Origin of the sequence: Halapricum hydrolyticum, from assembly GCF_025517535.1 — an archaeon.
GTDB classification, from domain to species: Archaea; Halobacteriota; Halobacteria; order Halobacteriales; family Haloarculaceae; genus Halapricum; species Halapricum hydrolyticum.
On sequence record NZ_JAOPKC010000001.1, the window covers coordinates 541906 to 566569 of the forward strand.

Here is a 24664-nt window from a genome sequence, read left to right on the forward strand (position 1 = left end):
CATCGGGTTCGCTGTAGCAGCGGGTCTTACAAGTCGATTTCCCTCTCGAACGACACACCGCGATCTAGAACTGGCCCACCGAACGGTCGTGGATTTTTCCCTTCCCCGTGATATTGGGGGAGCAAACTCGGACCATAGTCGAACGAATTAAGAACGCCCTCAGGTAGAGTACAGATATGAGTACCGTCCGCAAGCTGCGACAGTCGGATTCGGCACACAGGTGATCTATCGTGTCTGACTCACTGTTCAGTCGAGTGATCGTGCCAGTTGCCAGCAAAGACGACGCACGCGCGACGACGCGAGCGCTCGCCTCCCACGTCGACAGCGTTGCCGGGACGGTCGTCGCCGTCCACGTCATCGAGAAGGCCGGCGGCGCGCCGGACAAAGCCTCCGTCGAGCAACGCGAACGCGACACCGAGGAGATGTTCGATATCGTTCGCGCACAGCTTGAGGAATACGACGTGGACCTGGAGACAGAGATCTTGTACGGCACGGACGTCGCGGAGACGATCGTCGAAGCTGCCCACGAGATGGACGCCTCCTCGATCGTCTTCACGCCGCGGGGCGGGAGCCGCTGGATCAGGCTGCTCGCCGGGGACGTCGCGCTGTCGCTGATCTCCGAGAGCGATCTCCCCGTCGTCGTTCTTCCCGACGAACCGGAGGTCGAAGACGGATGAGCGCGGGCGATCAGGAACTCGCACGGGACCTGGGCTTTCTCGAAGCGTATACGATCGGCCTGGGGACGATGATCGGGGCCGGCATCTTCGTGCTCCCGAGCATCGCCGCCAACCAGGCCGGGCCGGCGAGCATGGTGTCGTTTTTCTTCGGCGGGATGGTGTCGCTTCTGGCGGCGCTGTCGCTGTCGGAACTGGCGACGGGCATGCCCAAAGCCGGCGGGAGCTACTACTACGTCAACCGGGCGCTGGGCCCGTTCTTCGGGAGCATCGTCGGCTGGGGAATGTGGGCCGGGCTGACCTTCGCCAGCGCCTTCTACATGATCGGGTTCGGCCAGTACTTCCTGTCGGGACTCGGATCCTACGTTCCGTTCCTTGCGGAGAGCGAACTCGGCATCACCGTCGCCGCGCTCGTGATGGCTGCCATGCTGACGGGGGTCAACTACTACGGTGTCAAGGAGACCGGTTCGTTGCAGAACGTGATCGTCCTCTCGCTCGTCGCGCTCATTCTCGCGTTCCTGGCGCTGGGCGCGCTCAGCGGACCGACGATCGGCGAGTTTAATCCGTCCGGCTGGCCCGCGGTCGCCGCGACCATCGGGACGGTGTACGTCTCGTTCATCGGCTTCGAGGTGATCGCCACCAGCGCCGAGGAGATCAAGAACCCGAGCCGTAACCTCCCACTGGCGATGATCGCCGCCGTCGTGACGCCGACGCTGATGTACGTCGGCGTCATGTGGGTCTCGACCGGGACGCTGTCGATCGGCGCGCTCGACGCCTCGAACATTCCGGTCGCCGACGTCGCCGCAGAATTCCTCCGCGGGTTCGCGTCGGCGATCCCCTTTGTCTCGGTGTCGCCGGGTGCGCTCGGTGCGGCCGGGTCAATCGCCATGATTGTCGGCGCAGTGCTGGCGACGATCTCCTCGGCGAACGCGTCGATTCTCTCGGCCGCACGCGTCAACTTCGCGATGGGGCGTGACAAGATCCTCGTCGAGTGGCTCAACGAGGTCCACGACCGGTTCCGAACGCCGTACCGATCGATCACCGCGACGGGGGTCATCACGCTGGTCCTCATCGCTGTCGGGGCCGGGATCGGGACGCTCGCGGAGGTGGCGAGTTTCATGTACCTCGTCACGTACGCCCTGGTCCACGTCGCCGTCGTAGTGCTCCGGCGAGCCGAGCCGGCCGACTACGATCCCACCTTCCAGATCCCGAGCGTACTGTACCCGTTCGTTCCGATCCTCGGCGCGCTTGCCTGCCTCGCGGTTCTCTTCCAGATGGTCGTCACCTTCGAGCCGATGGTGCTTCTCGGTGAGGGTGTCGTCGGCGTCGAGATCGCGCTGCCGTTCACGCTCTCGGTCGTCGGCATCATCGGTATCGGAATCATCGTCGCCGGGATCGCGTGGTATTACACGTACGCTCGCGACCGCGCACCGAGTCAGAGCCTGGTCGGCGACGCGATCGCTCCGGAGCCAGCCGCAGCCGCGGACAGCGAAGGTCGCTATCGGGTCGTCGTCCCGGTCGCGAACCCCGAAACCGAGCGTGATCTCCTTCGGATGGCAGCCGCGAGCGCCCACGCCCACGAGGACGACAACGCCGAGCTTATTGCGGTAAACGTCATCGAGGTCCCCCAGCAGACGTCGCTCTCCCAGGACGTCGCCTTCGAGGAAGAGCGGGTCGAGCGCCAGCAGGAACTGCTGTCCGCTGCTCGTGACATCGCGGCTGAGCTGGATATCGGCCTGCGAACGCGGGCGATCGTCGGCCGCGACACCGGATCGGTGATCCTCGACGTCATCGAAGAGGAGGACGCCGACCACGTCTTCCTCGGCTGGAAGGGGAGTCGAAGCACGAGAGAGCACGTGCTGGGTTCGACGATCGATCCGGTCGTCGGCAGGGCGTCGTGTGACGCGACGCTGGTGAAGCTTGGGCCGGAGGAGACGCCCGGCGAGGGCGACATCATGGTGCTCGCAGGCGAAGGCCCCCACGCTCCGGTTGCCGCTCGCCGCGCAGCCGAGTTCGTCACCACTGCCGGCGAGGACGCCACGCTCACGCTGTTGAACGTTCAGCAACCGTCAGAGGACGGAGACGAAGACCAGTCGCCCCGGGAGCGCGGTGAGGCGTTGATCGACGACCTGGCCGAGCGGGCGGGCATCGAGTACATGCAGTACGACCGCCAGGTCGTGATCGCGGAAGATATCGAGGAGGCGATACTCGAAGCTGCCATCGACTACGACACGATCTGTGTCGGTGCGACGCGGTCCGGCCCGGTCACGCAGGCGGTGTTCGGATCAGTTCCCGAAGCCGTCGGCGAAGAGGTCGACCGGACGGTCGTCATGGCCCGCGGTCCCGAGGAGTCGACGATGTCGATCCGCGAGGCCATCGCTCGCCGACTCTCGGTGTAGTCGGGAACTCGGATCGAGCCATCCACAAGTCGATAGTTTTTCTATCCGCTCTCCACGACCAACCGATAATGTATCTCATCATCGTCGGCGCAGGCGACATCGGGACGCCCCTGATCGAGATCGCGACTCGATCGGGCAACGAGGTCGTCGTCATCGAACGCGACGACGCGAAGGCCGACCGGGTCGCCAGCGAACACGACTGTCTCGTTCTGAACGCGGACGCGACGGTTCGCGAAACGCTCGAGGACGCGGGAGCCGACCGGGCCGACGCGGTCATCTCCACGACCGACCAGGACGCGACGAACGTCATGGTCTGCCTCCTCGCGAAGGAGTTCGACGTTCCGAGCATCCTGTCGGTCGTTCACAACCCCGAGCACATGAGTCTCTTTCGGCAGATCGGCGTGAACACGATGGAGAACCCCCAGGAACTCATCGCCGAGCACCTCTATCGGTCCGTCGCCCGTCCTGCGATCGTCGACTACATGCGGATCAGCGAGGAGGCCGAGGTGTTCGAGATCACCGTCACTGGGAGCGCACCGATTGCCGGCAGGACACTGCAGGAGGCTGCACAGGAGGGATACCTCACCGGTGACACGCTCGTTGTTGCCATCGAACGTGAAGAATCGGACAAGCCGATCACCCCGCGTGGGGATACCCGCATCGAATCCGGTGACCTGCTGACTGTCTATTCGGCGGTCGGCGCGGATCCGGAGATCACCGACATCTTCGGGCATTACGAGGATACCACGGAATGAACGGGACGAAAGCGACGCTCGGACGTGACATCGGCCGGATGCTCGAAGCGCTCGCCGGACTCATCGTGGTCACGGCGATCGTCGCACTCGTCTGGGGCGAGTTCTACGTCGTGCCCGCGCTCGCGGTCTCGGCGGCGATCCCGTTCGGCGTCGGGTACGCGCTGACGACGCTGTTCGCGGACGCCGAGGATCCCGGCAAGCTCCACGGCATGATGGTCGCGGCCTCGGGCTGGTTCGCGGTCGCGCTGTTCGGCTCGCTCCCCTTCCTGCTCGTCGCCTGGACTGCCGAACTCGATCCGGCACTGCTCTCGGTCCCGTCCTCGGCCCGGACCACGACGCTTGCGGCGTTCACGAAACCGTTGAACGCGTTCTTCGAGAGCATGAGCGGCTTCACCGGGACGGGGCTGACGATGACGGACAACGAGGAGGTCCTGCCCCGAACGCTGCAGTGGTGGCGGTCGTTCATCGAGTGGGTCGGCGGCGTCGGCGTGATCGTCCTGACGACGGCGATCCTCGCCCGGCCCGGCAGCGGGTCGCTGACGCTCTACGAGAGCGAGGCGCGCTCGGAGAAGATCCATCCCTCCATCGTCTCGACGGTCCGAACGATCTGGTGGATCTTCGTTCTCTTCACGTTCGTCTCGATCACGCTGCTGTGGCTGGCCGGGATGCCGATCTGGGGCGCGATCAACCACGGCATGACCGGGCTGGCGACCGGCGGGTTCTCGATCACCGACAACTCCATCGCGACCTACGACAGCGTCGCGATCGACTTCGCGCTGCTCCCGATCATGACGCTCGGCTCGATCGCGTTCCCGATCCACTTTCTCATCCTCCGGGGCGACCTGAAGAACTTCTACACCGACCTCCAGACGCGGTGGGTGCTGGGCGGGTTCACCCTCGGCTCGGCGTTCCTCTGGGCGCTGGTGTACTTCGGCGGCACCTACGGCTCGGCGTTCACGGCGTTGCGCTACGGACTCTTCCAGTTCGTCTCCGCGATGTCCTGCACTGGCTTTCAGACGGCCGTCAGCTCGACGAACGTCGCGCTGGGCAACTGGACGGCCGCCGCACAGTTAACCGTCACCGGCGGGATGGTAGTCGGCGCAGCCGCGGGGTCGACCGTCGGCGGGATCAAGCTCATCCGGCTGGCGACACTGATCAAGGGCATCCAGCACCGCATCTCCGACGTGTTTTATCCCGCATCGGCGGTCCGGCGACTGGAGATCGACGGCCGTCGACTGGACGAGCGCGAGGCCAGACGGGAGTTCGAGGAGGCGGGGATCATCGCCGTCCTCTGGGTCGCGTTCCTCACGGTCGCGATGTTCGTATTGTTGCTCGTCCTGCCGATGGGCGAGTACACCCTCGAAAACGTCATCTTCGAGGTCGCCAGCGCCCAGGGCAACGTGGGCCTGTCCGCGGGGATCACCGGGCCGTCGATGCCCGATCTCGGGAAGGTCATGTTCCTGTTCAACATGTGGATCGGCCGCCTGGAGATCATCCCCGTGCTGGTGCTGCTTCGGGCGATCTTCAAGCGCGGAGGTGTCTACCGATGAACGTCGAACGGATCCCGTTGATCGGGCAGGTACTTGAATCAGGAGCCGACGACCGGGTGTTAGACGGCCTGTTGCTATCGGGACCGGTCGTCGTCGCCCTCATCGTCCTCGCAGGGCGGAATCTGTTGACCGAGGGAATCGCAGTGACGTACCTGCTCGTCTTCGTCGCCTACGTGGCGTATCTGAGCCTGCAACGAACCTAGTCGGTCGCCCGTAACGCTGCTCTTATCGCCGTCCGAACAGACGTCGCCAGAGACTCCGCCCGTTCGATCGCTCCGCGATGACGACCGAGGCGTCGACCTCGTCGAGGATGTCGAGGTGGAGCGTGTTCCGGACCAGGCGCGCGAGGACGCCGCGCTCGCTCGCCCCGAGGAACAGCATCGTGTGATCCTCGGCCTCGCGTTCGATCGTCGCCTCGATGTCGCCGGAGTCGTCGACGACGATGTCGGCGTCCTCCAGCCCGTGATCGATCGCCCAGTTTTCGAGGAACTGTTCGCCGTCTTCGACGTCTTCGGGACCGTCCGCGACGTACAGAAGCGTCACCTCCGTGTCTCCGACCGACTGCAGCGCGGACGCGACTTCCGCGCTCAGCTCCGAGTTGGGGCCGCCGATCGTCGGGAGCAGGAGCTTCGACGTGTCGATTCCCTGATCGTCGACGATCAGGAAGTCACACGGGAGTCGGTTCGTGAGTTCGCCGATCGGCCGTTCGGCGCGAGCGGCGTCCCAGAGGCGGTCCTCGCCCCACCCCATCACGACGAGATCGGCGTCGTCGCGGTCGGCGATCGTGAACAGTTCCTCGAACGAGCGATGGGAGACGACCGTTGAGGTCTCGACGTCGACGTCGTACGCGTCGGCGACGCTGCAGACCTCCGAGAGCAACTGGTCCGACTCCTCGACGAGTTGCCGCCGGGCAGTGTCGTCGTACCGGCTCCGGGTCGGCGTCTGGACGACGTAGACGGCGTGGACCACCGCCTGTTCGTGCGCGCTGGCGATGGCGCTGGCGAACTCGACCAGCGGCTGTTCCGTTCGCGGGTTCGTGATCGGGACGAGGATCCGGTAGGTCCCCTCGTCCTTGCGGGCGTGTTTCGCTGCCGTGTCGATCACGGGGACGTACGACCGCCCGACCAGTCCGCCGAAGGCCCACTCCTTCAGCGAGAGCCGCCGGTTCGCCCCTTCGAAACGGGCGGATTCGAGCCGGTGTTCGGTCGTCTGGAAGTAGTTGACCGCGGTGACGAGCACCACGCCCCCGATCGTGTTTCCGAGCAGCACCGGGATGACGAAGTCCGTCATACCGACGACGACGGCCAGATCGCCGACGAACACCAGATACAGCATCTCGGTGAACGAGACGACGACGTGAAAGAGCCCGCCGAGCGGGATCGACAGGAAGGCGAGATAGACGACGGCGAGCCGGGAGATCGTATCGCGAGAGGCATACTCGACCCAGACGACGCCGGCGACGATCAGGCCGGCGAAGGCGGCCTTCGTGAACAGCACGGCCGGGGCGGCCTCGATCCCCTTGTGCGCGATGTCGTATGCCACCGTCGCCTCGGCGTCCGAGAGGACGCCGCCGTAGGCCAGCGCCGCCGCACCGAGCGCGCCGCCGGTGAAGTTCCCCGTCAGCACGACGATCCAGTTGCGCAACAGCGCCGGGACGCTCGCCAGTCGTTCGAGCGTGAGCGCGACCGGCGGCAGCGTGTTCTCGGTGTACAGCTGGTACCCGCCGATGATGATGTAGATGAACCCCAGCGGGTACAACAGCGCACTCAGGATCGGATCGCCGCCCGTCGAGGCGGTCAACGAGACGTACAGCAGGAACGTGATCGTGATCGCAAAGCCGGCGGCCAGCCCGCTGAAGAACAGCTCCCGGCTGCCCGAGGTGATCTCCTCGTCCGCGGCCGCGATGATCCGCTGGAACACCTCGTCGCTCGAGAACCGATCCCGGATCACGCGACCGGCGGCCGGCGCGCCGCTCCGCGAGCGCTCGACGGCCTCCCGGACGTCCTCTTCGTCGTCGTCAGTCATCGACTGAGGAATGTCACGGGACCGGCAAGGATGTTTCCCTCTCTGGAGGAAAGCCGCGTGGCCGGATCGTCTCGAGACGTCGGTACGCGGGCTACCGGGATCACGCCATTTTTGGTGGTGCTTTCCCTACGTTCGGGTATGCAGGAACTGCGCGCCGCCGCAGTCCGCCCGCGAATCGACAGCCAGCCGCGCCCGCTCGGACCGGGCTGTCGGTGCCGGTAACTTCTCGTTCATCTCGCTGCCAGCAGCAGAGACCATACGAGCGTATTCGAAATCCACCACAGACACCATCCCATCAATGTTCGATCGAATCAAAGAGGACGTCCGAACCGCGCGTGCCAAAGACCCGGCGGCGACAGACTCGCTGGAGGTCTTGCTCACGTATCCCGGGCTGCACGCTATCTGGCTGTATCGCATCGCCCACGCGCTCCACGAGCGCGGGTTCCCGCTGATCGCTCGTCTCCTGTCGCACGTCGGCCGCTTTCTCACCGGCATCGAGATCCATCCCGCCGCAGAGATCGGCGATCGGTTCTTCATCGATCACGGCATGGGAACGGTCATCGGCGAGACCACCGTGATCGGCGACGACGTGCTAATGTATCACGGCGTGACCCTCGGCGGGAAGTCGATGCGCCGAGAGAAACGTCATCCGACCCTGGAAGACGGCGTCACGATCGGTGCGGACGCGACGCTGCTCGGCGACATCACGATCGGCGAGAGCGCCAGCGTCGGCGCCGGCTCGGTCGTCGTCGAGGACGTGCCGCCGAAGACGACTGTCGCCGGCAACCCCGCCCACCCTGTGGGCGACGAGGAAGTCCCGCTGACCAAAGACGTCCTCGCGAACGGCGGTTCGGACGGCGACGCGCTGCTCGGAGCGGACTGCTGTGACGACGACAGCGGACTCGAATAGCGCGCCACACGATGTCTGCCGACGACGCGTACGAGCACCAATGACCCCCGATCCCAACGAGTCCCTTCGAGCCGACGCGAAGCTCGGTCCCGTCGTCGACGCAGTCGGACCGCTCCGCGTCGAGCCGGCCGAGGACTTCTTCGCGCGGTTCGTCGTCTCGATCCTGCGCCAGCAGGTCTCGATGGCGTCAGCAGCGGCGACCAGAGAGCGGCTATTCGACGCCGTCGAGGTCACGCCCGAGGGGATCCTGAACGCCGACGACGAGATCCTCCGGGACGCCGGACTGTCTCGCCAGAAAACCCGATACGTCAACAACGTCGCCAGGGCGTTCCGCGAGGAGGGATACTCCCGAGAGTACTTCCAGGGGATAGACGACGACGCCGTCCGGGCGGAGTTAATCTCGATCACCGGCGTCGGAACGTGGACTGCCGACATGCAACTGCTCTTCTCGCTGGGTCGGCCCGACGTCTTCCCGGTCGGTGATCTCGGGATCCGGAAAGGGATGGTTCAGCTGTTCGAGGACCTCGCTGTCGAGGATCGAGCGGCGATGCGCGACCGCGCCGAGCGATGGGAACCCTACCGGAGCTACGCGAGTCTGTGTCTGTGGCGAACAGTTGAAGGCGACGATATCGACGATTAGTCGACGGGACCAGGAGTCGCTTCGGTCGACTCCCCCGACCGGTCGGGTACGTCTACCTCGCGGATCGGCGTCGCGAACACGTACAGTAGCACGGCCCCGACGAGGAACGAGACCCCGAGTGCAGCGACGGCGGCGATCGGCGTGAAGAGGTCGGCGAACGCGCCGCTGCCGACCCGGAACGGGACGCCAGCGACCGCCCGGACCATCGCGATCGCGGAGATGACCGTCGCGCGGCCGACAGATCCGATGTGATCGTTGATGTAGCGGCTCGATATGGGGAAGATCAGGCTGTTGGAGCCTTTCATCACGAAGAACATCGGGAAGACGGCGACCGGGGCGACCACGGGCACCAGATAGAAGGCAGCGATCCCGACCGGCAACAGCAACATCGCCTTCCGGACGCCGAGCCAGGACTCCACCTCGGCGGCGTAGTCGCTGCCGATCGCCGACACGCCCATGAACGAGGCGTAGAAGAACCCGAGCGTCGCGGCCTCCTCGACGCCATAGGTCGCGAGCACCGCACCGAAGGACTGTTCGAGCGCGTCGCGGACCACCGGCTGGATGTACATGTCGGCGGTCATCAACGCGCCGGAGAACAGCGACAGGTAGACCACGAACCAGCGGAGTTCCCGGGCGGTGATCCGGTCCCGGATCGTCGGCAGGGCGTCGAGCATCGAGAGGCTCTCGCCCTCGGCCTGTCGCTCGTCGTCGGCGGCGTAGGCGGCGTTTTTCGGCAGGCGGAGGACGAGACCGACGTTGAGCACGCTGAGGGCGACGGCGGCGTAGAAGGGATAGTACGGATCGGCGACGTACAGCAGCCCCCCGGCGATCATCGTGACCGCCTGCACGGCCTTCGAGACTGCCCCCGCGCGGCCGCTGATCCTGGTGTACTCGCCCTCGATGTCGTGTTCCTGGAGCGTGTCGTACAGCCAGGCGCTCCCGCTTCCGGAGACGAACGTGTGGCCGAACGAGAGCGTACCAAAGACGAACAGGAACCCCCAGAAGTCAGTCGCGGTCAGATAGCCGGCGTTGGAGATCAGGAACATGACGGCCGCGATGACGAGACTGTTGCGGCGCCCGATCCGGTCGCCGACGTAGCCCGTCGGGATCTCCCCACCGACGACGATGAGCGCCTGTATCGTCGCGATGATACCGATCTCGGTGTAGCTCAACCCGTTCAACAGGAGAAAGAGCGTGTAGATCGGATACGTGAATCCCGGACCGCTGGTCGCGCGGTAGAGGTAGTACTTCAGGACGGTGCGAGAGGCGTCGACCATGGATGTAGGTTGGTATTGATCAGTCTACGATTGAAGGCGTCTCGGTACGTTTCGGTCTGCGGAAAGTGTATGAATTTCGCTTCGATCTGTGGAGTGTGTACGAACGCAGGTCCGGAGAGACGCACTCGCGGTCATCGATCGGCCAGCCACTCCTCGGCGAGCATGCCGTAGCGACGGCTGTCGACGTACTCGCCCTCGTAGAAGGTCTCCTTCCGGTAGGCACCTTCCTGCTCGAAGCCGAGCGATTCGAGGGCGGCCTGGGAGGCGTCGTTGGGCTCGATGACCATCGCCCAGACCTTGTTGAGGCGTCGCTGCCCGAAGGCGTGATCCAGCAGGAGTGCCGTCGCTTCCGTGACGTAGCCGTTGCCCTGGTGGTCCGGTGCGACCCAGTACATGAGCATCCCGGACCCGTGGGGCTGGTTGACCCAGGGAATGCCGACCTCGCCGACGCGGGTCAACCGGTCCTCGTCGCCGGTTCGCATCGCATCGCGGTCGCCCGTACAGATCAGAAACACCATCCCGTCGTCGTCATCGCCGTACACGCGCTCCTCGAAGTGCTCCTCGACCTGCTTGCGGTTCCGCGGCGAGACGTCCGTCAGCGGTCGCCGGATCGACTCCTCGTTGCGGTGTTCTTCGAAGAACTCGTAGTCCGCTTCTTCCCAGGTGTGGAGGCTGACCGACTCGCCACGGAGGAACGCGGGACCGGGCATCAGACACCACTCCATTCCGTTTCGAGCAGTCCGTAGCGCAACACGTCCACGTGTGCACCGTCCTGGAACACGGCCTCGCGGAACCGCCCCTCGCGTGAGAACCCGAGCGAGTCGAGCAAGTCGCGAGAGGCCTCGTTCGTGGCGAGACAGTCAGCCCGGACGCGATGGAGTCGAAGTTCTGCGAAGCCGTATTCGAGCAACAGTGACACCGCTTCCCGTCCGAGACCCTGGCCCTGATGCTCGGGCAGAATCCAGTAGGCGAGGTCGGCCAGGCCGTCCCCCTCTCGGACGTCCGGGAAGGTGACGGCCCCGACTGTCTCGTCGTCGGCCGTCGCGACGAACCAGTAGCCGTCTCCTCCTGAGACGGTGTCCTCGTGGAACTCCTCGAGGGCCTCGCGATTCGTCGCCGAATCGATACAGAGCGGGACGCGAAGATCGGGGTCGTTTCGCGCGCGAGCGAACGCATCCAGATCTTCCTCTTCGACGGGGTGGAGGGAGACGCGTTCGCCCGACGTGAAGGTTGGACCGGGCATGCCTCTCTGTTCCGGATGGGGAGAGAAAGCATTTGTGGCGTCGTGATACAGGTTCTCAAGCACGCACGGGCCAAAGCCCATGACGCTGGCAGTCGTGGGCGGGAGTATGGGACTCGCGAACCGAAGCGACACGTTCGACCTCGACGACGAGACGACCATCCACCGACTCGGCTACGGCGCGATGCGGATCACGGGTGAGGACATCATCGGCCGACCCGACGACGAGGACGAGGCCCGGCGGGTGCTCCATCAGGCGCTCTCGCTCGGTGTGGATTTCATCGACACCGCGGACTCGTACGGCCCGGGCGTCAGCGAACGACTGATCGGCGAAGCGCTCGCCCCGTATCCGGACGAGCTCGTCGTCGCGACCAAGGGCGGATTGCTGCGCAATACGGACGGAGACTGGCTCCCGCAAGGCGACCCGGATTATCTGCGCAACGCCGTCCTCGCGAGCCGGGATCGATTGGGAGTCGACACGATCGACCTCTATCAGTATCACCGGCCGGATCCCGATACGCCGTTCGAGGACTCCGTCCACGCGCTCGCGGAGATGAAAGACGAGGGGCAGATCCGCCACGTCGGGCTGAGCAACGTCTCCGTCGAACAGCTCGAAACTGCGCGCGATATCGTCGACGTGGCGACCGTCCAGAACCAGTACAACGTCGCCGACCGCGAGGACGAGGACGTCCTGCAGGCTTGCGAGGAGTACGACATCGGGTTCATCCCCTGGTTCCCGCTCGGTGCGGGCGAACTCGACGAGAAAGCCGACGCCCTCGATTCGATCGCCGAGGCTCACGACGCCACCCGGTATCAGATCGCGCTGGCGTGGCTGCTCCAGCACTCGCCGGTCACGCTACCGATCCCCGGCACCTCGAGCGTAACCCACCTGAAAGAGAACGTCGCTGCCTCCGAGATCGAATTGAGCGACGACGAACTGGCGCGCCTGCGATAGCGACGAACCAGGCCGTCTCCAACAGTGACGAACTGGCGCGCCTGCGATAGCGACGAGCCAAAGCGTCCCCGATCACGTCGTCCGAGTAGTGATGTGCCGTCCGAGAGGTCATCCGACAGCGGTCACTATCAGACCTCCTTTTCGGGCTCGATGTAGACTTTCTTGACGAACGGCTCGGCCGCCATCAATTGGTCCTCGATGTCCGTGATGTGTTCGTCCATCTCGGCGGTCGCGATCCCGGGCTCGAAGGACACGTCAGTCGTCACGAGTAGACGGCCGGGCCCGAAAAAGACCGTCCGGAAGTCGATGATCTCGGCCACGCCGTCGTGGGCGGCGACGATTTCCCGGAGCCGCCGCTCCTCTTCGAGCGGAAGGCTCTCGCCCAGCAGGAGACGCTTGTTCTCCCAGGCCAGCGCCAGAGCGAAGCCCATCAGCATGATCCCGATCAAAAGCGCCGCAGCGGCGTCGTAGACCGGGTTGCGGGTGACCTCGGTGAGGTAGACGCCGAACAGCGCGAGTCCGGCCCCCGAGAGCGCGACAGTGTCCTCGGTGAACGCTGTCAGCGTCGTCACGTCGCTGGTCTTGTGGAACGCTTCCCGATAGCCGCTCCAGTCGTGGACCTCGATCTGGCGTTTGAGCTCCGCGTTGGCCCTGTACAGGGCGTAGGCCTCGAAGCAGATCGCACCGGCCAAGACGGCGTAGTTGACGTAGACAGCTGGGAAGCTAATCCCCAGCAGTTCCGGTTGCTTCGGGACGCTGTGGGCTCCGCCGTGGACGAGTTTCTCGTAGCCGTGGGTTGCGCTTTCCCAGCCGGCGATACCGAACAGCAGCACCGACACGAGAAAGCTGTAGAAGAACTGGGCTTTCCCGTATCCGAAGGGATGGCGCTGGTCCGCCGATCGCTGGCTGTAGCGGATGCCGATCAGCAAGAACACCTGATTCCCGGTGTCGGAAATCGAGTGATACGTCTCCGAGAGCATCGCGGGACTCCCGGTGAGCGTGAATCCGACGAACTTCAGGACGGCGATCGCCCCGTTCGCCAGCAGCGCCGCGATCACGACCCCCTTGCTGTTGCCAGCCATCCCCCGTGACTGCTCTGCCGACTGGCAAAGAAGTACTGGTCGTGGACGCTGTCAAAACGGTCATAGTTCCCTTCGCAACCGGTTGGAAAGGTTCCGAAGTGTCTCAGAACCCCACTTACCCACACGTAAGTTCCAATTATATACTCATCAATGCGAATAGAGACGTATGGGAGACACGTTAACCTGCCCAGAGTGTGGAGCCGACATCGAATCGATGGACCACCTCGAAACCGCACACGAGGTCGCCGAAATCGAGCCGCAAGATGACGGGTCGTTCAACCTCTACGAGAACAGGGATCTCTTCCTCTGCAAGGGGTGCAAGAGACCTCTGGGCGTGAAAAAGCGGGAGTGAGTACAGGACTGCTGTCCGTCGTCGGCATACTGTAACCACTCCTTTCTAGCCGTGGGTCCCCGAACCGGGCTCGTACTGATCGGGATTACTGTGCCCGATCGGAGGGATACCGACCTCTGACCGGACGGCGGAGTTCGATTTCACAGGCGAAATCTACGGGTTCCTACGATAATCCCTACACGTCCCAGCGACAGGTACTTTCGGGGCACACGACGTCCGCAATGATAACAGGTAGCCGTTCCTGCAGAAGTGTGTACAGCCGGCAGTATGACTGACTTCGAGTGCTACTGGCGTTCGTACGTGTGGAAATCGACCGCCTGCTCCAGCAGTTCGTCCGGAATCCCGGGCACTTCCTCGTCGCGGACAGGTCCCAGGTTGTCGAGTCGCTCGGGTTCGCGGGGGAAGTCTCGCAACTCGAAGTGCACGTCAATCCCCGCCTTCGCTCCCTGACCGAGCGCGACCGGGATCTGGTTGTGCCCCGGCGTGCAGTCGCCCACCGCGTAAACGCCGTCGACCGAGGTCTCGCCGTGGTCGCCGACCTCGATCGTGCCGTCGTCGTTGATCGCACAGCCGAGCTCCCGGGCCAGGCCGTTGTTGTACTCCGCGCCGTACATCGCAAATCCGCCCTTGTACTCGCGAGTCTTTCCGTCGCCGGACTCCGTCCGGCTGCTCGTGGGACGTTGTCCCACGCTATCCTCGAATTCAAGGGCTTGCAGCCACCCGTCCTCGCCGTTCTGGACGCCCGTGACGTCCGCGTGGATCACGTCGATGGGGTGGTTCTCCAGGACGGCGGCGCTCTCGTCGCTCCACTCGGGCTCCTTGCCACGGGTCAGCAGGTCCACCTCGTCGGTGAAGTTCAGCATAATCGCGGCGACGTGGACGGCGCTCTCGCCGTGGCCCATCACGTACACCGGTTCGTCGACGAACATGTGGGCGTCACAGTGCAGGCAGTAGTGCAGTCCCCGGCCGGTTCTGGGGAGCGGTGGGTCCGGACGGACGTCGTTGAACCCCGTCGCGAGCACGACCATCTCGGCGGCGTAGTCGGCGCTATTGCCCGATAGTCGGAACTGCTTCTCGCCGTCCTCGGGACGGGAACACGAGGTGACCATATCGCGGTGGCTGTCACAGCCGTACGCTTCCAGTTGCTCCTGGCCGATCTGGAGGAACTCCATCCCATTGGTCTCCTCACGGACACCCAGCAGGTTGTGGACTTCCTGCATCATCGCCGCACGGCCGCCGCCGCGACTGACGACTGCCGTCTGATGGCCGAGTCGCGTGCTGTACAGTGCCGCCGTCATGCCCGCGGGACCGCCCCCGACCACGACGACTTCGTACTCGTGGAGATCGGTTTCGTCGCTCACGTCCGGGATCGATGTCGTCGGCTGGTAAATAGATGTAGTCACCCGAGAGTAACACGACGACTGATCGCTCGCAGTGACCAGCACAGCCGAGCGGACGAGTCTCTGCCTCCGTTCATACGGATTATCGTACGTCTTTCCGTATCGACCGCCAGAGGTCGGTCGGAGCGGGAAATCGGTACAGTATCACTCACGCCAGTGCGTCCTCGAAGGCGTACTGGACGACCTTGTTGAGCGTCGGATGCGCGTGGATCGTGTCGGTAATATCCCGGACGTGGCCTGAACCCGCCCGCATGGCCACGGCGACCTCGTGGATCATCGTCGACGCCTCGTAGCCGAGCATGTGACAGCCCAGGATCGCGCCGCCGGGTGTCGCGAGTACCTTGGCGAAGCCGTGGTCGAGCTTCTTCGCCCGGCCCATCGGCGTTCCGGGCAGTTCCGCTCGGCCGACGACGTACTCGGTTCCAGCGTCCGCTAGCTCCGCCTCCGTCTGCCCGACGCCGGCCATCTGCGGCTCGGTGAAGATCGCGTGTGGCATCGCCGTGAAGTCGGCTTCGCTGTTCCCATCGCGGACGACGTTGTCAACGGTGATCCCCGTCTCGTAGTCCCCGGAGTGTTTGAACATCGCGTTGTCGGCGATGTCACCCTGCGCCCAGACGTTCTCGGCGGACGTCTCCAGGCGGTCGTTAGTCACGATGAAACCGGCGTCGTCGGTTTCGATACCCGCAGCGTCGACGTCGAGGGTGTCGGTGTTCGGACGCCGGCCGAGCGCGACCAGCAGATCCGTTCCGTGTGCGGAAACGGTCTCACCGCCCTCGGTCTCGGCCCGAACCACGATCCCGTCGCCCTCGGATTCGACGCTCGTCGCGCGGTGACCGGTGTAGACTTCGTGACGCTCACGGGCGATCTCCGTGAACGCCTCGGCGACTGCGGGATCTTCTCGCGGGACGAGCGTGTCCAGCATTTCGACGATCGTCACGTCGGTCCCCAGCGACTCGAAGAAATATCCCAGTTCGACCGCGACGTACCCGCCGCCGAGGATCACCAGCGACTCGGGCTGGTCGCGGCGGTACAGTGCCTCCGTGCTGGTCATGTACTCGACATCGTCGAGGCCGTCGATCGGCGGCACGAGCGGTCGCGAGCCCGCGGCGACGACGACCTTCTCTCCGCTGACTCGTTGGCCGTCGACCTCGACGGTTCGCTCGTCGACGAAGACAGCCGCGTCCCGGTACATGGCGAGGTTCTCTTTCCCCCTGTAACGCTCCTCCATCCCTTCGGCGATGGACGAGAGCGTCCCGTCCATATCGTCGACGATGGCTTCGTAGTCGATCCCGTCGAGGGTCGCATCGAGGAAGAACCGATTGGCGTCCCGGACGTGATTGGCGGCGGTCGCCGCCTGGATGAGCATCTTCGAGGGATTACACCCGCGGTTGAGACAGGTTCCACCGAGCGGCCCCTTCTCGATCAGTGCCGTTTCCAGACCCGCGTCGGCAGCCGCCTCGGCGACGTTGTTGCCGGTCCCGCCACCGACCACGAGCACGTCGACGTGTGCCATCTATACACCTTCTTCGAGACCGTGTTCGACACCCCAACTGATCAGTTCCGATACCACTGGCTCCAGTGCATCCCCGCGCTCGGTCAGCGAATACTCCACGCGGACGGGCTGGTCGTTGACAATCTCCCGGTCGACCAGCCTCTCTTCTTCGAGGGTCGTCAGACTCTCGGAGAGCATCTTCGAGGAGACGCCAGCGATCTCGCGTTTCAGCGCACTGAACCCCAGCGGACCGTTCTCCAGCAGCTGGTAGACGATCCGGAGGTGCCACTTCCGACTGAGTGTTTCCTGGACCGCGTCGAACACCTCGTCCGGTTCGACGAAAATCGGCCTGTCAATTCCCGCGCCCGATCCGCTCGACGAAACGGTCCCCGATTCTGAACTCATGTAGTACTGTGACAGACGCCCGGGCGGATAGTTAACCACACCCTGGCCGGGAGTACGTTCTCCGGAGCCCGCAAAATTTATATATCAGTTTGTTGGACGACCGTCCCGGAACCGCTCCCAGAACACCTCGTTCAGCCCCTGCTCGGATTCGGCGTCCCGGTAATCCTCTTTGGTGAGGTTCGCCTCCTCGATGAGCGACGCGGCCTCGCCGGCCCACGCGTAGAAGCCGACCAGCGTCTCCTCGCGCATCTCGTCGAGCGCGATCGAGTGATATACGTTGACATATCCGCCGGATTCACGGTTGAGTTGCGATTTCTCCAGCAGTCCGAACTCGACGAGGTCGTTGAGATACGTCCGGACGGTGCTGACGTCGTAATCGAGTCGTTCGGCCAGCTCCTCCGGCGACAGCGGCCCCTCACCGATGACACACAGACAGACGTCGAGTCCGGGCTTGGGAAGGCCGAACGCGTCGAGCAATACCTGGCGGACGTCGGGTGGTCTGATGTCGAGTTTCGTCTCCGTGACCCGCTCCATGGGTTCGTCGTGGCAGGTCATCCCGCCGTCAAGATCCTGCATCGTGAGCACGACGTTGTTACAGTCCGTACACCGGTAGATCGAATACTTCCGGTCGCGGAGGTCGATCTCGCTGCGCTCGTCCTCGGACCAGGCCGCTCCGAATGGATCGGACTCGCCTGCCGAGTTGGTATCGTCAGTCATGGTTCGAAAGGGGTCGCTCTGTCCGGCGGTGTCTGTGTAGCCATACTCGCGGCAGCGTCTTGAAACATGGAGTCACCCGTCAGCGACGTCTTTGAACTCACTCGTCGGCGATGTCTATGAGTTCACTCGTCGACGGCGTCCGTGGTATCATCGTCGACGACATCCAGCACGAGGATGTCGTCGAAGTCGACGTCGAGGGCGAGCACCTCTCGTGTCGTGGTCGTCGGGCGGTATCCCTCCTCAGTCGCTTCGATGAACTCGCACTCGCGGAGTTTCTCCAGAGCCGGGTCGAGAGCCGTCTCCGGAACGGCCAGCGACTCGGCGAGTCGTCGTTTCGAGACAGCGTCCCCAGTCGGCGTCTCCTCGACGATCTCGACCAGCACAGTGTGTGTAGACGGAGACATGGGGTGCCTCAGGGACGGTCAGCGTACATGGGAACACTCCCGCGCCCCGTCGCATACGTGTTGCTTACCCTCACTCGACCGCGTTACGTGGCCCTCACCCCCGTACTCTCGCGTTGATGTTGCATCGACCTGCGTCAACTGCCTCGGGATCGAGTGGTTCGAGAGAGCAGAGCTCTCTCGTCATCACGAGACGGCAAGCCGTCTCGGACGACCCCGTGGCATCCGCCTCGATTATTCTGTGAAACGGGAGTTACGACCGAGTTATCCCCTCACGGACACCTCAAGAGAAGTTTAATACCGGACCTTCGATATTTCGAGCGAGTTATGACGGAAGATAACGGCGCGGTGAGGCTGCAGCGGCAGTCCGCCGAAGAGATAGAAGCGACCGTCGAAAGTATCACGAGGATGCTCAAAGTCGGGGCCGTCTTCGCGGGGGTCGGCTACCTGCTGGTCGGCAGCGCAATCGTCTTCGAGTTGACGGAGTTCCATCCGCTGCTGGACGACTTCTTCAGGACGTACACGGAGACGAGTCTCGCTGGCGGGAGCGGGGGTCCACGGGGTGGGGCAGTCAACGAAGCGCTTGCGAGTATCCACAAATGGCCGTCGACGCTGCTGTGGTTGAAACTCGGGGGGATCGGACACATCCTGCTCGGCATCTTCATCGCGCTGGCGGCCATCGTCCGCGCTCTCGCGTTGATGCCACACCGGCTCGCCTACGAGATGGGGCGGTCCCAGTCCTGAGCAGTCCGGAACGCGCTCGATCTGCGTTTTCGAAAACGAACAGACCGCACCAGCGGGAGCGGAAGCCCGACCACTCGTCACTGAACGCCTGGGCGTTCCTCGACACCCATTCACGACGTACGGATCCGGCGACAGGACGTCAGCGCGTTCCCTCGACGAGTCGTTTCAGGTGTTCGGGCGGGACCGCGCCCCGTGCGGCGTGCCCGTCGTAAGCGAACGTCGGAACGCCAGTGATGCCGTCTTGCTGAGCGTCGGTGAATCGTTCTCGAAGGCGGTCACGGCGTTCCTCGTCCGCGACTGCCTGTCGAATTTCGTCACCGTCCACGCCAGCCTCTTCGGCGATGTCGGCCAACACGTCGACGTTACCGATGTCCCGCCCTTCGACCCAGAGCGCCTCGAAGACCGCCTCGTCGAAGGCGAGCCACCGGTCGGGATACTCGGCCTGCAGATAAAGCGAGGCGACCTGCGCGTCGAAGGAATCGACGTCTTCGGGGAGATAGTCCAGCGACAGCATCTCGTCCGCGCCGTACTCGTCGCGCAGCCTGGCCACGTTCTGACGAACCTGCTCGAAGTACGCGTCGTCTTTCCCGTCCTCGACCGAGTGATCGATCTCGCCGTCGGGTCCGCGCTTGTGACTCCGAAGGTCGAACGGACGCCAGTCGATCGTCAGTTCGCTCTCCCGGGTTTGCTGATACTCTTCGAGAGATTGTCGACCGAGATAGCAGAACGGACAGACGTAATCCGAGTACACAGCGATCCGATCGTTGGTTCGGGTCATCGCCCGTCAGTACGGGCTCCGATCGGAAAAGAAGTCGAGTGAGATCGAGGTAATCGACCCCGGTGGGCGGTTGGCGTGCTAGATAAATTCAGAGTTTTGCGGGCCGTTCGTGATGTGCACCTCGAACGGCTGGGTGCTCACGTCGTCCTGTTCGACGAGGTGCCAGTAGGTCTCGGCCATCCGGTCGGGGTCGAGGAACGTCTCGTCCTCGCGGCCGGAGAACCGTTCGGGGACGCCCGGGGAGTCGATCTGCCCGTCTATCACCACGTGCGCGACGTGGATTCCTTCGGGACCGAACTCCTGGGCGATGTCCATCGCCATGCCACGGGCAGCGAACTTCGCCGCGGTGAACCCGATCGCTCCGCCGAGACTCCGCACTGCGGACGTCGCACCGGTGAAGATGACAGTCCCACCACCCGTCTCGAGCATGTCCCCGACGGCCTCCTGTGAGCAGACGAACGCCCCGCGGCCGTTGACCGCCCAGGCCTGCTCGAATTCCTCGACGCTGGTGTCCATCAGACCCGTCCAGGAGGCGGCGCTCGCGTGGTTGACGAGGACGTCCACCGGACCGAACGCCTCCCGGACCGCCTCGAACCCGTCGCGGACCTCCTCGATGTCAGTGAGGTCGGTCTGTACTGCGAGTCCCTCGCCGGGGTCAGAGAGATCAGCGGCGAGTTCCTCGATGTAGTCCGCCGATCGGGCGAACAGCGCGACCTGAAACCCCTCGGCCGCGAACTTCCGCGCGAGGGATTCACCGAGCCCCGAGCCGACGCCGGCGATGACTGCTGTGCGTGGCATGGGTAGACGTGGCTCTCGCCGGACAAAACCGTGTTGACGAACCCTCTCGGACAAAACCGGACGACGATCACGCGATACCGAGTCCGCCGAGGATCAGTCGGATCCCGATCAGGGTCAGAAGCCCGAGGACGCCGGCGCGGCGCTGTCGTTTACCGACGCTCGTTCGGAGGCGTTTTCCGACCGCGACGCCGGCCACCGCCGGGATCACGGCGACAGCGGAGGCGAGCGCGATCGCGAGGCTCGGGTAGAGACCGAGCGCGCCGGCGGCCCCGATGCGGACCGCATTGAGCCCGAGAAAGACCATCGCGACGACGCCGACGAACACGCCGTGGGAGAGGTCACAGCTCCGGAGGTAGGCGATCAGCTGGACGCCGACGTTCGTTCCGCCGAACAAGAGCCCCGAGACGGCACCAACACCGATCATTCCAGGGATCGATTCGACAAAACAGCCCTCCTTCGCGCGGTCCAGCCCCGGAACCGGGACCACACGCTGGGCACTGGCGACAAAGGCCAGCGAGACCGCGCCGAGTCCGACCTTCAGCGGCCCCTGGGGGAGACGATCAAGAACGACGAGCCCGACGACCGTACCGACCAGCGCGGCGAGGATCAGGGGGGTGAATCGGCGACCACACGTCCGCAGGTCTTCCAGCGAGAGGTCCCGGATCAGCGAGAGGTTTACGCCCAGAATGGGCGCGATCATGAACACGACGGCCGTGGCGGGGTCGATCGCCGTCGCCAGCGCCATTGTCCCAACGAGCGCGAACCCGAAGCCCGCGAGCCCGTTGACCGCCCCGGCGACGACGATGACGAGGGCGATTCCGGCGATCAGTTCCGGCGGCAACCCTGGTAACACGCTCGTCGATACTGCAGCAGACTCCTAAATAGTACGGTCACCCGGGGGTAAGGGTACGATCGCCGTGGCCGCCTAACCGAAACGTTACTCGACCTTCTTTAGCGAGGCACTCGTCGGTGTCTCCATGCAAGAATTCGATTTCATGGTCATCGGCTCCGGTTCGGGGCTGGACGTCGCCAACGTCGCCGCCAACCAGGGCCAGTCGGTCGCCGTCGTCGAGAGGGGGCCGCTCGGCGGAACGTGTCTCAACCGCGGCTGTATCCCTTCGAAACACCTGCTGTATCACGCCGACGTCCTTGAGACAGTCGAGCGCGCCGACGAGTTCCGGATCGACGCCACAGTCGAAAGCGTCGACTTCGCCGAGATCGTTCGGGCGGTCAACGAGGAGGTCGGCAACGACGCCGAATCGATCCGGCGAGGGCTCGAATCCTCGGCGCGACACGACCTGTTCAAGGGTGAGGCCCGGTTCGTGGACGACCGGACCGTCGAGATCTCTGGGGGGGAAGACGACGGGGCCCGACTCCGCGCGGAGACGGTCCTCGTCGCCGCCGGGACGCGCCCGGCCGTCCCGAACATCGACGGCATCGACGAGGTCGAGTACATGACCAGCACGGAGGCGCTCCGGCTCGAAACGCCGCCCGAGCACCTCGTGATCGTCGGCGGCGGATACATCGCCGCGGAACTGGGCCATTTCTTCGGGACCTTCGGCAGCGAGGTGACGATCGTCGGCCGGCGGCCGAACCTCCTGCCGGAAGCCGACGAGGAGGTCGCCGCGGCCTTTACCGACCGTTATGCCGATCGCTTCACCGTCCACACGGGCCACATGGCCACGGCGGTCAGCGAGGAGAACGGCCGGATCACGGTCGAAGCACGACCGTACGAGTACGGCGACGATGCGGGCGTCATCGAGGGCGAAGACCCCGTGAACGTAACGGGCGACGCGCTGCTGGTCGCCTCGGGCCGCGTGCCCAACACCGACGTCCTGAACGTCGAGGCGACCGGCGTCGAGACCGACGACGGCGGGTTCGTCGAAACCGACGAGTACCTCCGGACCGACGCCGAGGGTGTCTGGGCGCTGGGCGACATCGTCGGGGAGTATCTGCTCAAACACAGCGCCAACCACGAGGCCCGGACCGTGGCCCGGAACGTCTTCGGCGAGGACCTCCAGCCAGTGGACTACAGCGCGATGCCCTTTGCTGTGTTCGCTTCCCCGGAGGTCGCCGGCGTCGGCGCACACGAAGAGGAACTGCGGGAGGACGACCGCGAGTACGCGACGAACACCTACCAGTACGGGGACACCGCCCGCGGCGACGCGATGAACGCCGACGGATTCGTGAAGGCCATCATCGACCTCGACGGAGCGATACTGGGCTGTCACATCATCGGGCCGGACGCCTCGACGCTGATCCAGGAGGTCGTCGTCGCGATGAAATCCGGCTCGGGCACGGTTCAGGACATCCGGAACTCGATCCACATCCACCCGGCACTGCCCGAGGTCGTCCAGCGGGCGTTCTCGGGGCAGTTCACCCGTAGAGGCGGCGGACACGACCACGACCATTGATCGGTATCACCTAACACGTCCGTTACTGCGTTACTCAGACGTTCGCTCGGGCTTATAGGCTGAACAGGCGCAATACCACGGTCTTCAGGCCGTGGATACGCGCCGTCACTCAGCACCACGTTCCACCGACTCCGACAGGGCCGGATATTCTACCGCTATCAAACACCAACCATTACAAAAGAAGCGAGTATAATCGATTATACAGACGTTCAGAATGCTGGAAGTCCACCGCACCTATCGAGCGGAAATCCGCAACCACTCACAGGTTGAGGGCTCGCTCGACCGCCACGGGTGGAGTGCCAGCAAACTCTGGAACGTCGCTAACTACCATTCCCGAGAAGTGTGGGAAGAGACGGGCGAGATTCCCGACCACGAGGAGTTGAAAGACGAGTTGAAGACCCATCCAACGTACAAGGGACTGCACAGTCAGTCCAGTCAGCGGGTTCTGGAGGAACTCGCTGAAGCCTTCAACTCGTGGTACTCCAGCGACGATGACAGGGATAATCCGCCCGGTTACCGCAAAGAAAACTACTACGACGACGAGGGTCGCTGTGTCCACGAAGAACACCCACGCAGCACGATCACATGGAAGCAACACGGCATCCGTCACGACACCAAGAACAGCCGTGTTCGCCTCTCAAAAGGGGCGAATCACAAGGAACACCCGAAAGCGTGGGAGTACATCCTTGTCGAATACGAGACACGACCCGGCGTTACGGTCGAGAACCTGCAACAAGTTCGAGCCGTCTACGACCAGCAGAAAGAGCGGTGGGAGCTGCACCTCGTCTGCAAAGACGAAATCGAGACGCCCAACGCTCCCGGCAACGAGACGGCGGGCGTCGATCTCGGTATCAGCAACTTCGCCGCCGTCGCCTACAGCACCGAAGACGCTGACCTCTACCCCGGCAATCGCTTGAAACAAGACGGGTACTACTTCCCGAAAGAGATCGCCAAGTGCGACAACAGTGGTGGCGACAGGGCCACGCGACTACATCACAAGTGGTCGGAACGCCGCACTCACTTCTTTCACTCCTTAGCGAAACACATCATTGAAAGGTGTGTCGAGAAGGGTGTTGGCCGCATCAACGTCGGGGACTTGGAGGGCGTGCGTGAGAATGAGAAGGGCGAATCGAAGAACTGGGGCAAACACGGCAACCTCGACTTACACGGGTGGGCGTTCGACCGCTTCACCTCGATTCTCGAATACAAGGCGAAGGTTGAGGGTATCGAGGTCGTGGAAGTGTCCGAACGGGACACGAGCAAGACGTGTTGCGTATGTGGTAAAGAAGACGATAGTCAGCGTGTTGAACGCGGTCTGTACGTGTGTGAGGATTGTAATGTGGCGTTCAACGCCGACGTGAACGGGGCGGAGAACATCCGTCTGAACATCAACGAAAGTAACTCCGAGTCTTTCGGGCAGTTGTCCGGGGATAGGAGTACCGGCTGGTTGGCACAGCCCGGAGTCTACCTGTATGACCTCTCCTGCGGATTCCAACCGCAGGCCGAGGTGGTAGACTCTAAACCGTAATATCCCAACCTCGGGATTCCTCCGCCTTCACAGTAGTTGCCGATTCAAATTGCAGGATGTTCGCTGAGGTACGACGCGATCGTCGAAATCCGACTTGAGCCGGTTGTTCAAGCAGTGATTCGAGTAGG

Annotated in this window: 26 protein-coding genes; 12 read left to right on the forward strand and 14 right to left on the reverse strand. The window is 63.9% G+C overall.

Features of this window, described 5'->3' with window-relative positions; all coding sequences use genetic code 11:
- Positions 1-230: 230 nt before the first annotated feature.
- The 5 genes from OB916_RS02880 (at position 231) to OB916_RS02900 (ending at position 5581) form a co-directional block, all read left to right on the forward strand.
- Positions 231-677 (forward strand): universal stress protein, encoded by a 447-nt coding sequence (locus tag OB916_RS02880; RefSeq protein ID WP_315907768.1) that lies wholly within the window; start codon positions 231-233, stop codon positions 675-677.
- The gene (locus OB916_RS02885) at positions 674-3073 is read left to right on the forward strand and encodes an amino acid permease (RefSeq protein ID WP_315907769.1); all 2400 of its coding nucleotides are present in this window, start codon (positions 674-676) and stop codon (positions 3071-3073) included. The genes OB916_RS02880 and OB916_RS02885 overlap by 4 nt, the downstream gene beginning before the upstream one ends.
- 68 nt (positions 3074-3141) lie before the next feature.
- Entirely contained in the window at positions 3142-3828 is a 687-nt protein-coding gene (locus tag OB916_RS02890; RefSeq protein ID WP_315907770.1) for a potassium channel family protein, read from the forward strand.
- Entirely contained in the window at positions 3825-5378 is a 1554-nt protein-coding gene (locus tag OB916_RS02895; protein ID WP_315907771.1) for a TrkH family potassium uptake protein, read from the forward strand. Before OB916_RS02890 ends, OB916_RS02895 begins: the two co-directional genes overlap by 4 nt.
- On the forward strand, positions 5375-5581 hold the full coding sequence (locus tag OB916_RS02900) for a hypothetical protein (protein WP_315907772.1): 207 nt from the start codon (positions 5375-5377) through the stop codon (positions 5579-5581). The genes OB916_RS02895 and OB916_RS02900 overlap by 4 nt, the downstream gene beginning before the upstream one ends.
- Positions 5582-5603: 22 nt before the next feature.
- On the opposite strand, the gene OB916_RS02905 is transcribed toward OB916_RS02900, so the two are convergent.
- Both OB916_RS02905 and OB916_RS02910 read right to left on the reverse strand, forming a co-directional pair.
- Entirely contained in the window at positions 5604-7403 is a 1800-nt protein-coding gene (locus OB916_RS02905) for a formate/nitrite transporter family protein (protein ID WP_315907773.1), read from the reverse strand.
- Between the two features lie 126 nt (positions 7404-7529).
- Entirely contained in the window at positions 7530-7661 is a 132-nt protein-coding gene (locus OB916_RS02910) for a hypothetical protein (RefSeq protein ID WP_315907774.1), read from the reverse strand.
- A gap of 40 nt (positions 7662-7701) precedes the next feature.
- Here OB916_RS02910 and cysE point away from each other — a divergent pair, with 40 nt between their 5' ends.
- Positions 7702-8313 (forward strand): serine O-acetyltransferase, encoded by a 612-nt coding sequence (gene cysE, locus OB916_RS02915; RefSeq protein WP_315907775.1) that lies wholly within the window; start codon positions 7702-7704, stop codon positions 8311-8313.
- Between the two features lie 40 nt (positions 8314-8353).
- The gene (locus tag OB916_RS02920; protein WP_315907776.1) at positions 8354-8953 is read left to right on the forward strand and encodes a DNA-3-methyladenine glycosylase family protein; all 600 of its coding nucleotides are present in this window, start codon (positions 8354-8356) and stop codon (positions 8951-8953) included.
- On the opposite strand, the gene OB916_RS02925 is transcribed toward OB916_RS02920, so the two are convergent.
- The 3 genes from OB916_RS02925 to OB916_RS02935 form a co-directional block, all read right to left on the reverse strand.
- Positions 8950-10230 (reverse strand): MFS transporter, encoded by a 1281-nt coding sequence (locus tag OB916_RS02925; RefSeq protein ID WP_315907777.1) that lies wholly within the window; start codon positions 10228-10230, stop codon positions 8950-8952. The two genes, OB916_RS02920 and OB916_RS02925, sit on opposite strands and share 4 nt — an antisense overlap.
- A gap of 131 nt (positions 10231-10361) precedes the next feature.
- The gene (locus OB916_RS02930) at positions 10362-10940 is read right to left on the reverse strand and encodes a GNAT family N-acetyltransferase (protein ID WP_315907778.1); all 579 of its coding nucleotides are present in this window, start codon (positions 10938-10940) and stop codon (positions 10362-10364) included.
- Positions 10940-11473, reverse strand: a complete 534-nt coding sequence (locus tag OB916_RS02935; protein ID WP_315907779.1) for a GNAT family N-acetyltransferase — start codon at positions 11471-11473, stop codon at positions 10940-10942. The genes OB916_RS02930 and OB916_RS02935 overlap by 1 nt, the downstream gene beginning before the upstream one ends.
- A gap of 106 nt (positions 11474-11579) precedes the next feature.
- Here OB916_RS02935 and OB916_RS02940 point away from each other — a divergent pair, with 106 nt between their 5' ends.
- A complete protein-coding gene (locus OB916_RS02940; protein WP_315907780.1) occupies positions 11580-12425 on the forward strand; it encodes an aldo/keto reductase in 846 nt (281 codons plus the stop codon).
- Positions 12426-12553: 128 nt separating this feature from the next.
- Here OB916_RS02940 and OB916_RS02945 read toward each other — a convergent pair whose 3' ends face one another.
- Positions 12554-13507: a cation diffusion facilitator family transporter gene (locus OB916_RS02945; protein WP_315907781.1), complete on the reverse strand. Its 954-nt coding sequence runs from the start codon at positions 13505-13507 to the stop codon at positions 12554-12556.
- Positions 13508-13673: 166 nt separating this feature from the next.
- On the opposite strand from OB916_RS02945, the gene OB916_RS02950 reads away from it, so the two are divergent.
- Complete coding sequence (locus tag OB916_RS02950) at positions 13674-13859, forward strand: hypothetical protein (RefSeq protein ID WP_315907782.1); 186 nt, start codon at positions 13674-13676, stop codon at positions 13857-13859.
- A 284-nt stretch (positions 13860-14143) separates the two neighbouring features.
- On the opposite strand, the gene OB916_RS02955 is transcribed toward OB916_RS02950, so the two are convergent.
- The 5 genes from OB916_RS02955 to OB916_RS02975 form a co-directional block, all read right to left on the reverse strand.
- Positions 14144-15220, reverse strand: coding sequence for an NAD(P)/FAD-dependent oxidoreductase (locus OB916_RS02955; RefSeq protein ID WP_315907783.1), 1077 nt, complete (start codon positions 15218-15220; stop codon positions 14144-14146).
- A 187-nt stretch (positions 15221-15407) separates the two neighbouring features.
- On the reverse strand, positions 15408-16772 hold the full coding sequence (locus tag OB916_RS02960) for a dihydrolipoyl dehydrogenase (protein WP_315907784.1): 1365 nt from the start codon (positions 16770-16772) through the stop codon (positions 15408-15410).
- Entirely contained in the window at positions 16773-17156 is a 384-nt protein-coding gene (locus OB916_RS02965) for a winged helix-turn-helix transcriptional regulator (protein WP_315907785.1), read from the reverse strand.
- A gap of 84 nt (positions 17157-17240) precedes the next feature.
- Positions 17241-17873, reverse strand: coding sequence for a helix-turn-helix domain-containing protein (locus OB916_RS02970; RefSeq protein ID WP_315907786.1), 633 nt, complete (start codon positions 17871-17873; stop codon positions 17241-17243).
- Positions 17874-17995: 122 nt separating this feature from the next.
- The gene (locus tag OB916_RS02975) at positions 17996-18277 is read right to left on the reverse strand and encodes a hypothetical protein (RefSeq protein WP_315907787.1); all 282 of its coding nucleotides are present in this window, start codon (positions 18275-18277) and stop codon (positions 17996-17998) included.
- Positions 18278-18601: 324 nt separating this feature from the next.
- On the opposite strand from OB916_RS02975, the gene OB916_RS02980 reads away from it, so the two are divergent.
- A complete protein-coding gene (locus tag OB916_RS02980) occupies positions 18602-19018 on the forward strand; it encodes a hypothetical protein (RefSeq protein WP_315907788.1) in 417 nt (138 codons plus the stop codon).
- 139 nt (positions 19019-19157) lie between these two features.
- Here OB916_RS02980 and OB916_RS02985 read toward each other — a convergent pair whose 3' ends face one another.
- From OB916_RS02985 to OB916_RS02995, 3 genes are all read right to left on the reverse strand, one after another.
- Complete coding sequence (locus tag OB916_RS02985; RefSeq protein ID WP_315907789.1) at positions 19158-19796, reverse strand: DsbA family oxidoreductase; 639 nt, start codon at positions 19794-19796, stop codon at positions 19158-19160.
- 78 nt (positions 19797-19874) lie between these two features.
- Entirely contained in the window at positions 19875-20594 is a 720-nt protein-coding gene (locus tag OB916_RS02990) for an SDR family NAD(P)-dependent oxidoreductase (protein ID WP_315907790.1), read from the reverse strand.
- Positions 20595-20661: 67 nt separating this feature from the next.
- Positions 20662-21447 (reverse strand): sulfite exporter TauE/SafE family protein, encoded by a 786-nt coding sequence (locus OB916_RS02995; RefSeq protein WP_315907791.1) that lies wholly within the window; start codon positions 21445-21447, stop codon positions 20662-20664.
- A gap of 124 nt (positions 21448-21571) precedes the next feature.
- On the opposite strand from OB916_RS02995, the gene OB916_RS03000 reads away from it, so the two are divergent.
- Together OB916_RS03000 and OB916_RS03005 are read left to right on the forward strand one after the other, a co-directional pair.
- A complete protein-coding gene (locus tag OB916_RS03000; RefSeq protein WP_315907792.1) occupies positions 21572-23008 on the forward strand; it encodes a dihydrolipoyl dehydrogenase in 1437 nt (478 codons plus the stop codon).
- Between the two features lie 214 nt (positions 23009-23222).
- A complete protein-coding gene (locus tag OB916_RS03005) occupies positions 23223-24536 on the forward strand; it encodes an RNA-guided endonuclease InsQ/TnpB family protein (protein ID WP_315907793.1) in 1314 nt (437 codons plus the stop codon).
- Positions 24537-24664: the final 128 nt, after the last annotated feature.

Coding starts and splice junctions, on each gene's coding strand:
- OB916_RS02920 (WP_315907776.1), top strand. CDS start 8,354: ATGACCCCCGATCCCAACGAGTCCCTTCGAGCCGACGCGAAGCTCGGT.
- OB916_RS02975 (WP_315907787.1), bottom strand. CDS start 18,277: ATGTCTCCGTCTACACACACTGTGCTGGTCGAGATCGTCGAGGAGACG.
- OB916_RS03000 (WP_315907792.1), top strand. CDS start 21,572: ATGCAAGAATTCGATTTCATGGTCATCGGCTCCGGTTCGGGGCTGGAC.
- OB916_RS02980 (WP_315907788.1), top strand. CDS start 18,602: ATGACGGAAGATAACGGCGCGGTGAGGCTGCAGCGGCAGTCCGCCGAA.
- OB916_RS02970 (WP_315907786.1), bottom strand. CDS start 17,873: ATGACTGACGATACCAACTCGGCAGGCGAGTCCGATCCATTCGGAGCG.
- cysE (WP_315907775.1), top strand. CDS start 7,702: ATGTTCGATCGAATCAAAGAGGACGTCCGAACCGCGCGTGCCAAAGAC.
- OB916_RS02935 (WP_315907779.1), bottom strand. CDS start 11,473: ATGCCCGGTCCAACCTTCACGTCGGGCGAACGCGTCTCCCTCCACCCC.
- OB916_RS02950 (WP_315907782.1), top strand. CDS start 13,674: ATGGGAGACACGTTAACCTGCCCAGAGTGTGGAGCCGACATCGAATCG.
- OB916_RS02925 (WP_315907777.1), bottom strand. CDS start 10,230: ATGGTCGACGCCTCTCGCACCGTCCTGAAGTACTACCTCTACCGCGCG.
- OB916_RS02985 (WP_315907789.1), bottom strand. CDS start 19,796: ATGACCCGAACCAACGATCGGATCGCTGTGTACTCGGATTACGTCTGT.
- OB916_RS03005 (WP_315907793.1), top strand. CDS start 23,223: ATGCTGGAAGTCCACCGCACCTATCGAGCGGAAATCCGCAACCACTCA.
- OB916_RS02940 (WP_315907780.1), top strand. CDS start 11,580: ATGGGACTCGCGAACCGAAGCGACACGTTCGACCTCGACGACGAGACG.
- OB916_RS02895 (WP_315907771.1), top strand. CDS start 3,825: ATGAACGGGACGAAAGCGACGCTCGGACGTGACATCGGCCGGATGCTC.
- OB916_RS02905 (WP_315907773.1), bottom strand. CDS start 7,403: ATGACTGACGACGACGAAGAGGACGTCCGGGAGGCCGTCGAGCGCTCG.
- OB916_RS02990 (WP_315907790.1), bottom strand. CDS start 20,594: ATGCCACGCACAGCAGTCATCGCCGGCGTCGGCTCGGGGCTCGGTGAA.
- OB916_RS02890 (WP_315907770.1), top strand. CDS start 3,142: ATGTATCTCATCATCGTCGGCGCAGGCGACATCGGGACGCCCCTGATC.
- OB916_RS02900 (WP_315907772.1), top strand. CDS start 5,375: ATGAACGTCGAACGGATCCCGTTGATCGGGCAGGTACTTGAATCAGGA.
- OB916_RS02965 (WP_315907785.1), bottom strand. CDS start 17,156: ATGAGTTCAGAATCGGGGACCGTTTCGTCGAGCGGATCGGGCGCGGGA.
- OB916_RS02910 (WP_315907774.1), bottom strand. CDS start 7,661: ATGGTCTCTGCTGCTGGCAGCGAGATGAACGAGAAGTTACCGGCACCG.
- OB916_RS02930 (WP_315907778.1), bottom strand. CDS start 10,940: ATGCCCGGTCCCGCGTTCCTCCGTGGCGAGTCGGTCAGCCTCCACACC.
- OB916_RS02960 (WP_315907784.1), bottom strand. CDS start 16,772: ATGGCACACGTCGACGTGCTCGTGGTCGGTGGCGGGACCGGCAACAAC.
- OB916_RS02945 (WP_315907781.1), bottom strand. CDS start 13,507: ATGGCTGGCAACAGCAAGGGGGTCGTGATCGCGGCGCTGCTGGCGAAC.
- OB916_RS02885 (WP_315907769.1), top strand. CDS start 674: ATGAGCGCGGGCGATCAGGAACTCGCACGGGACCTGGGCTTTCTCGAA.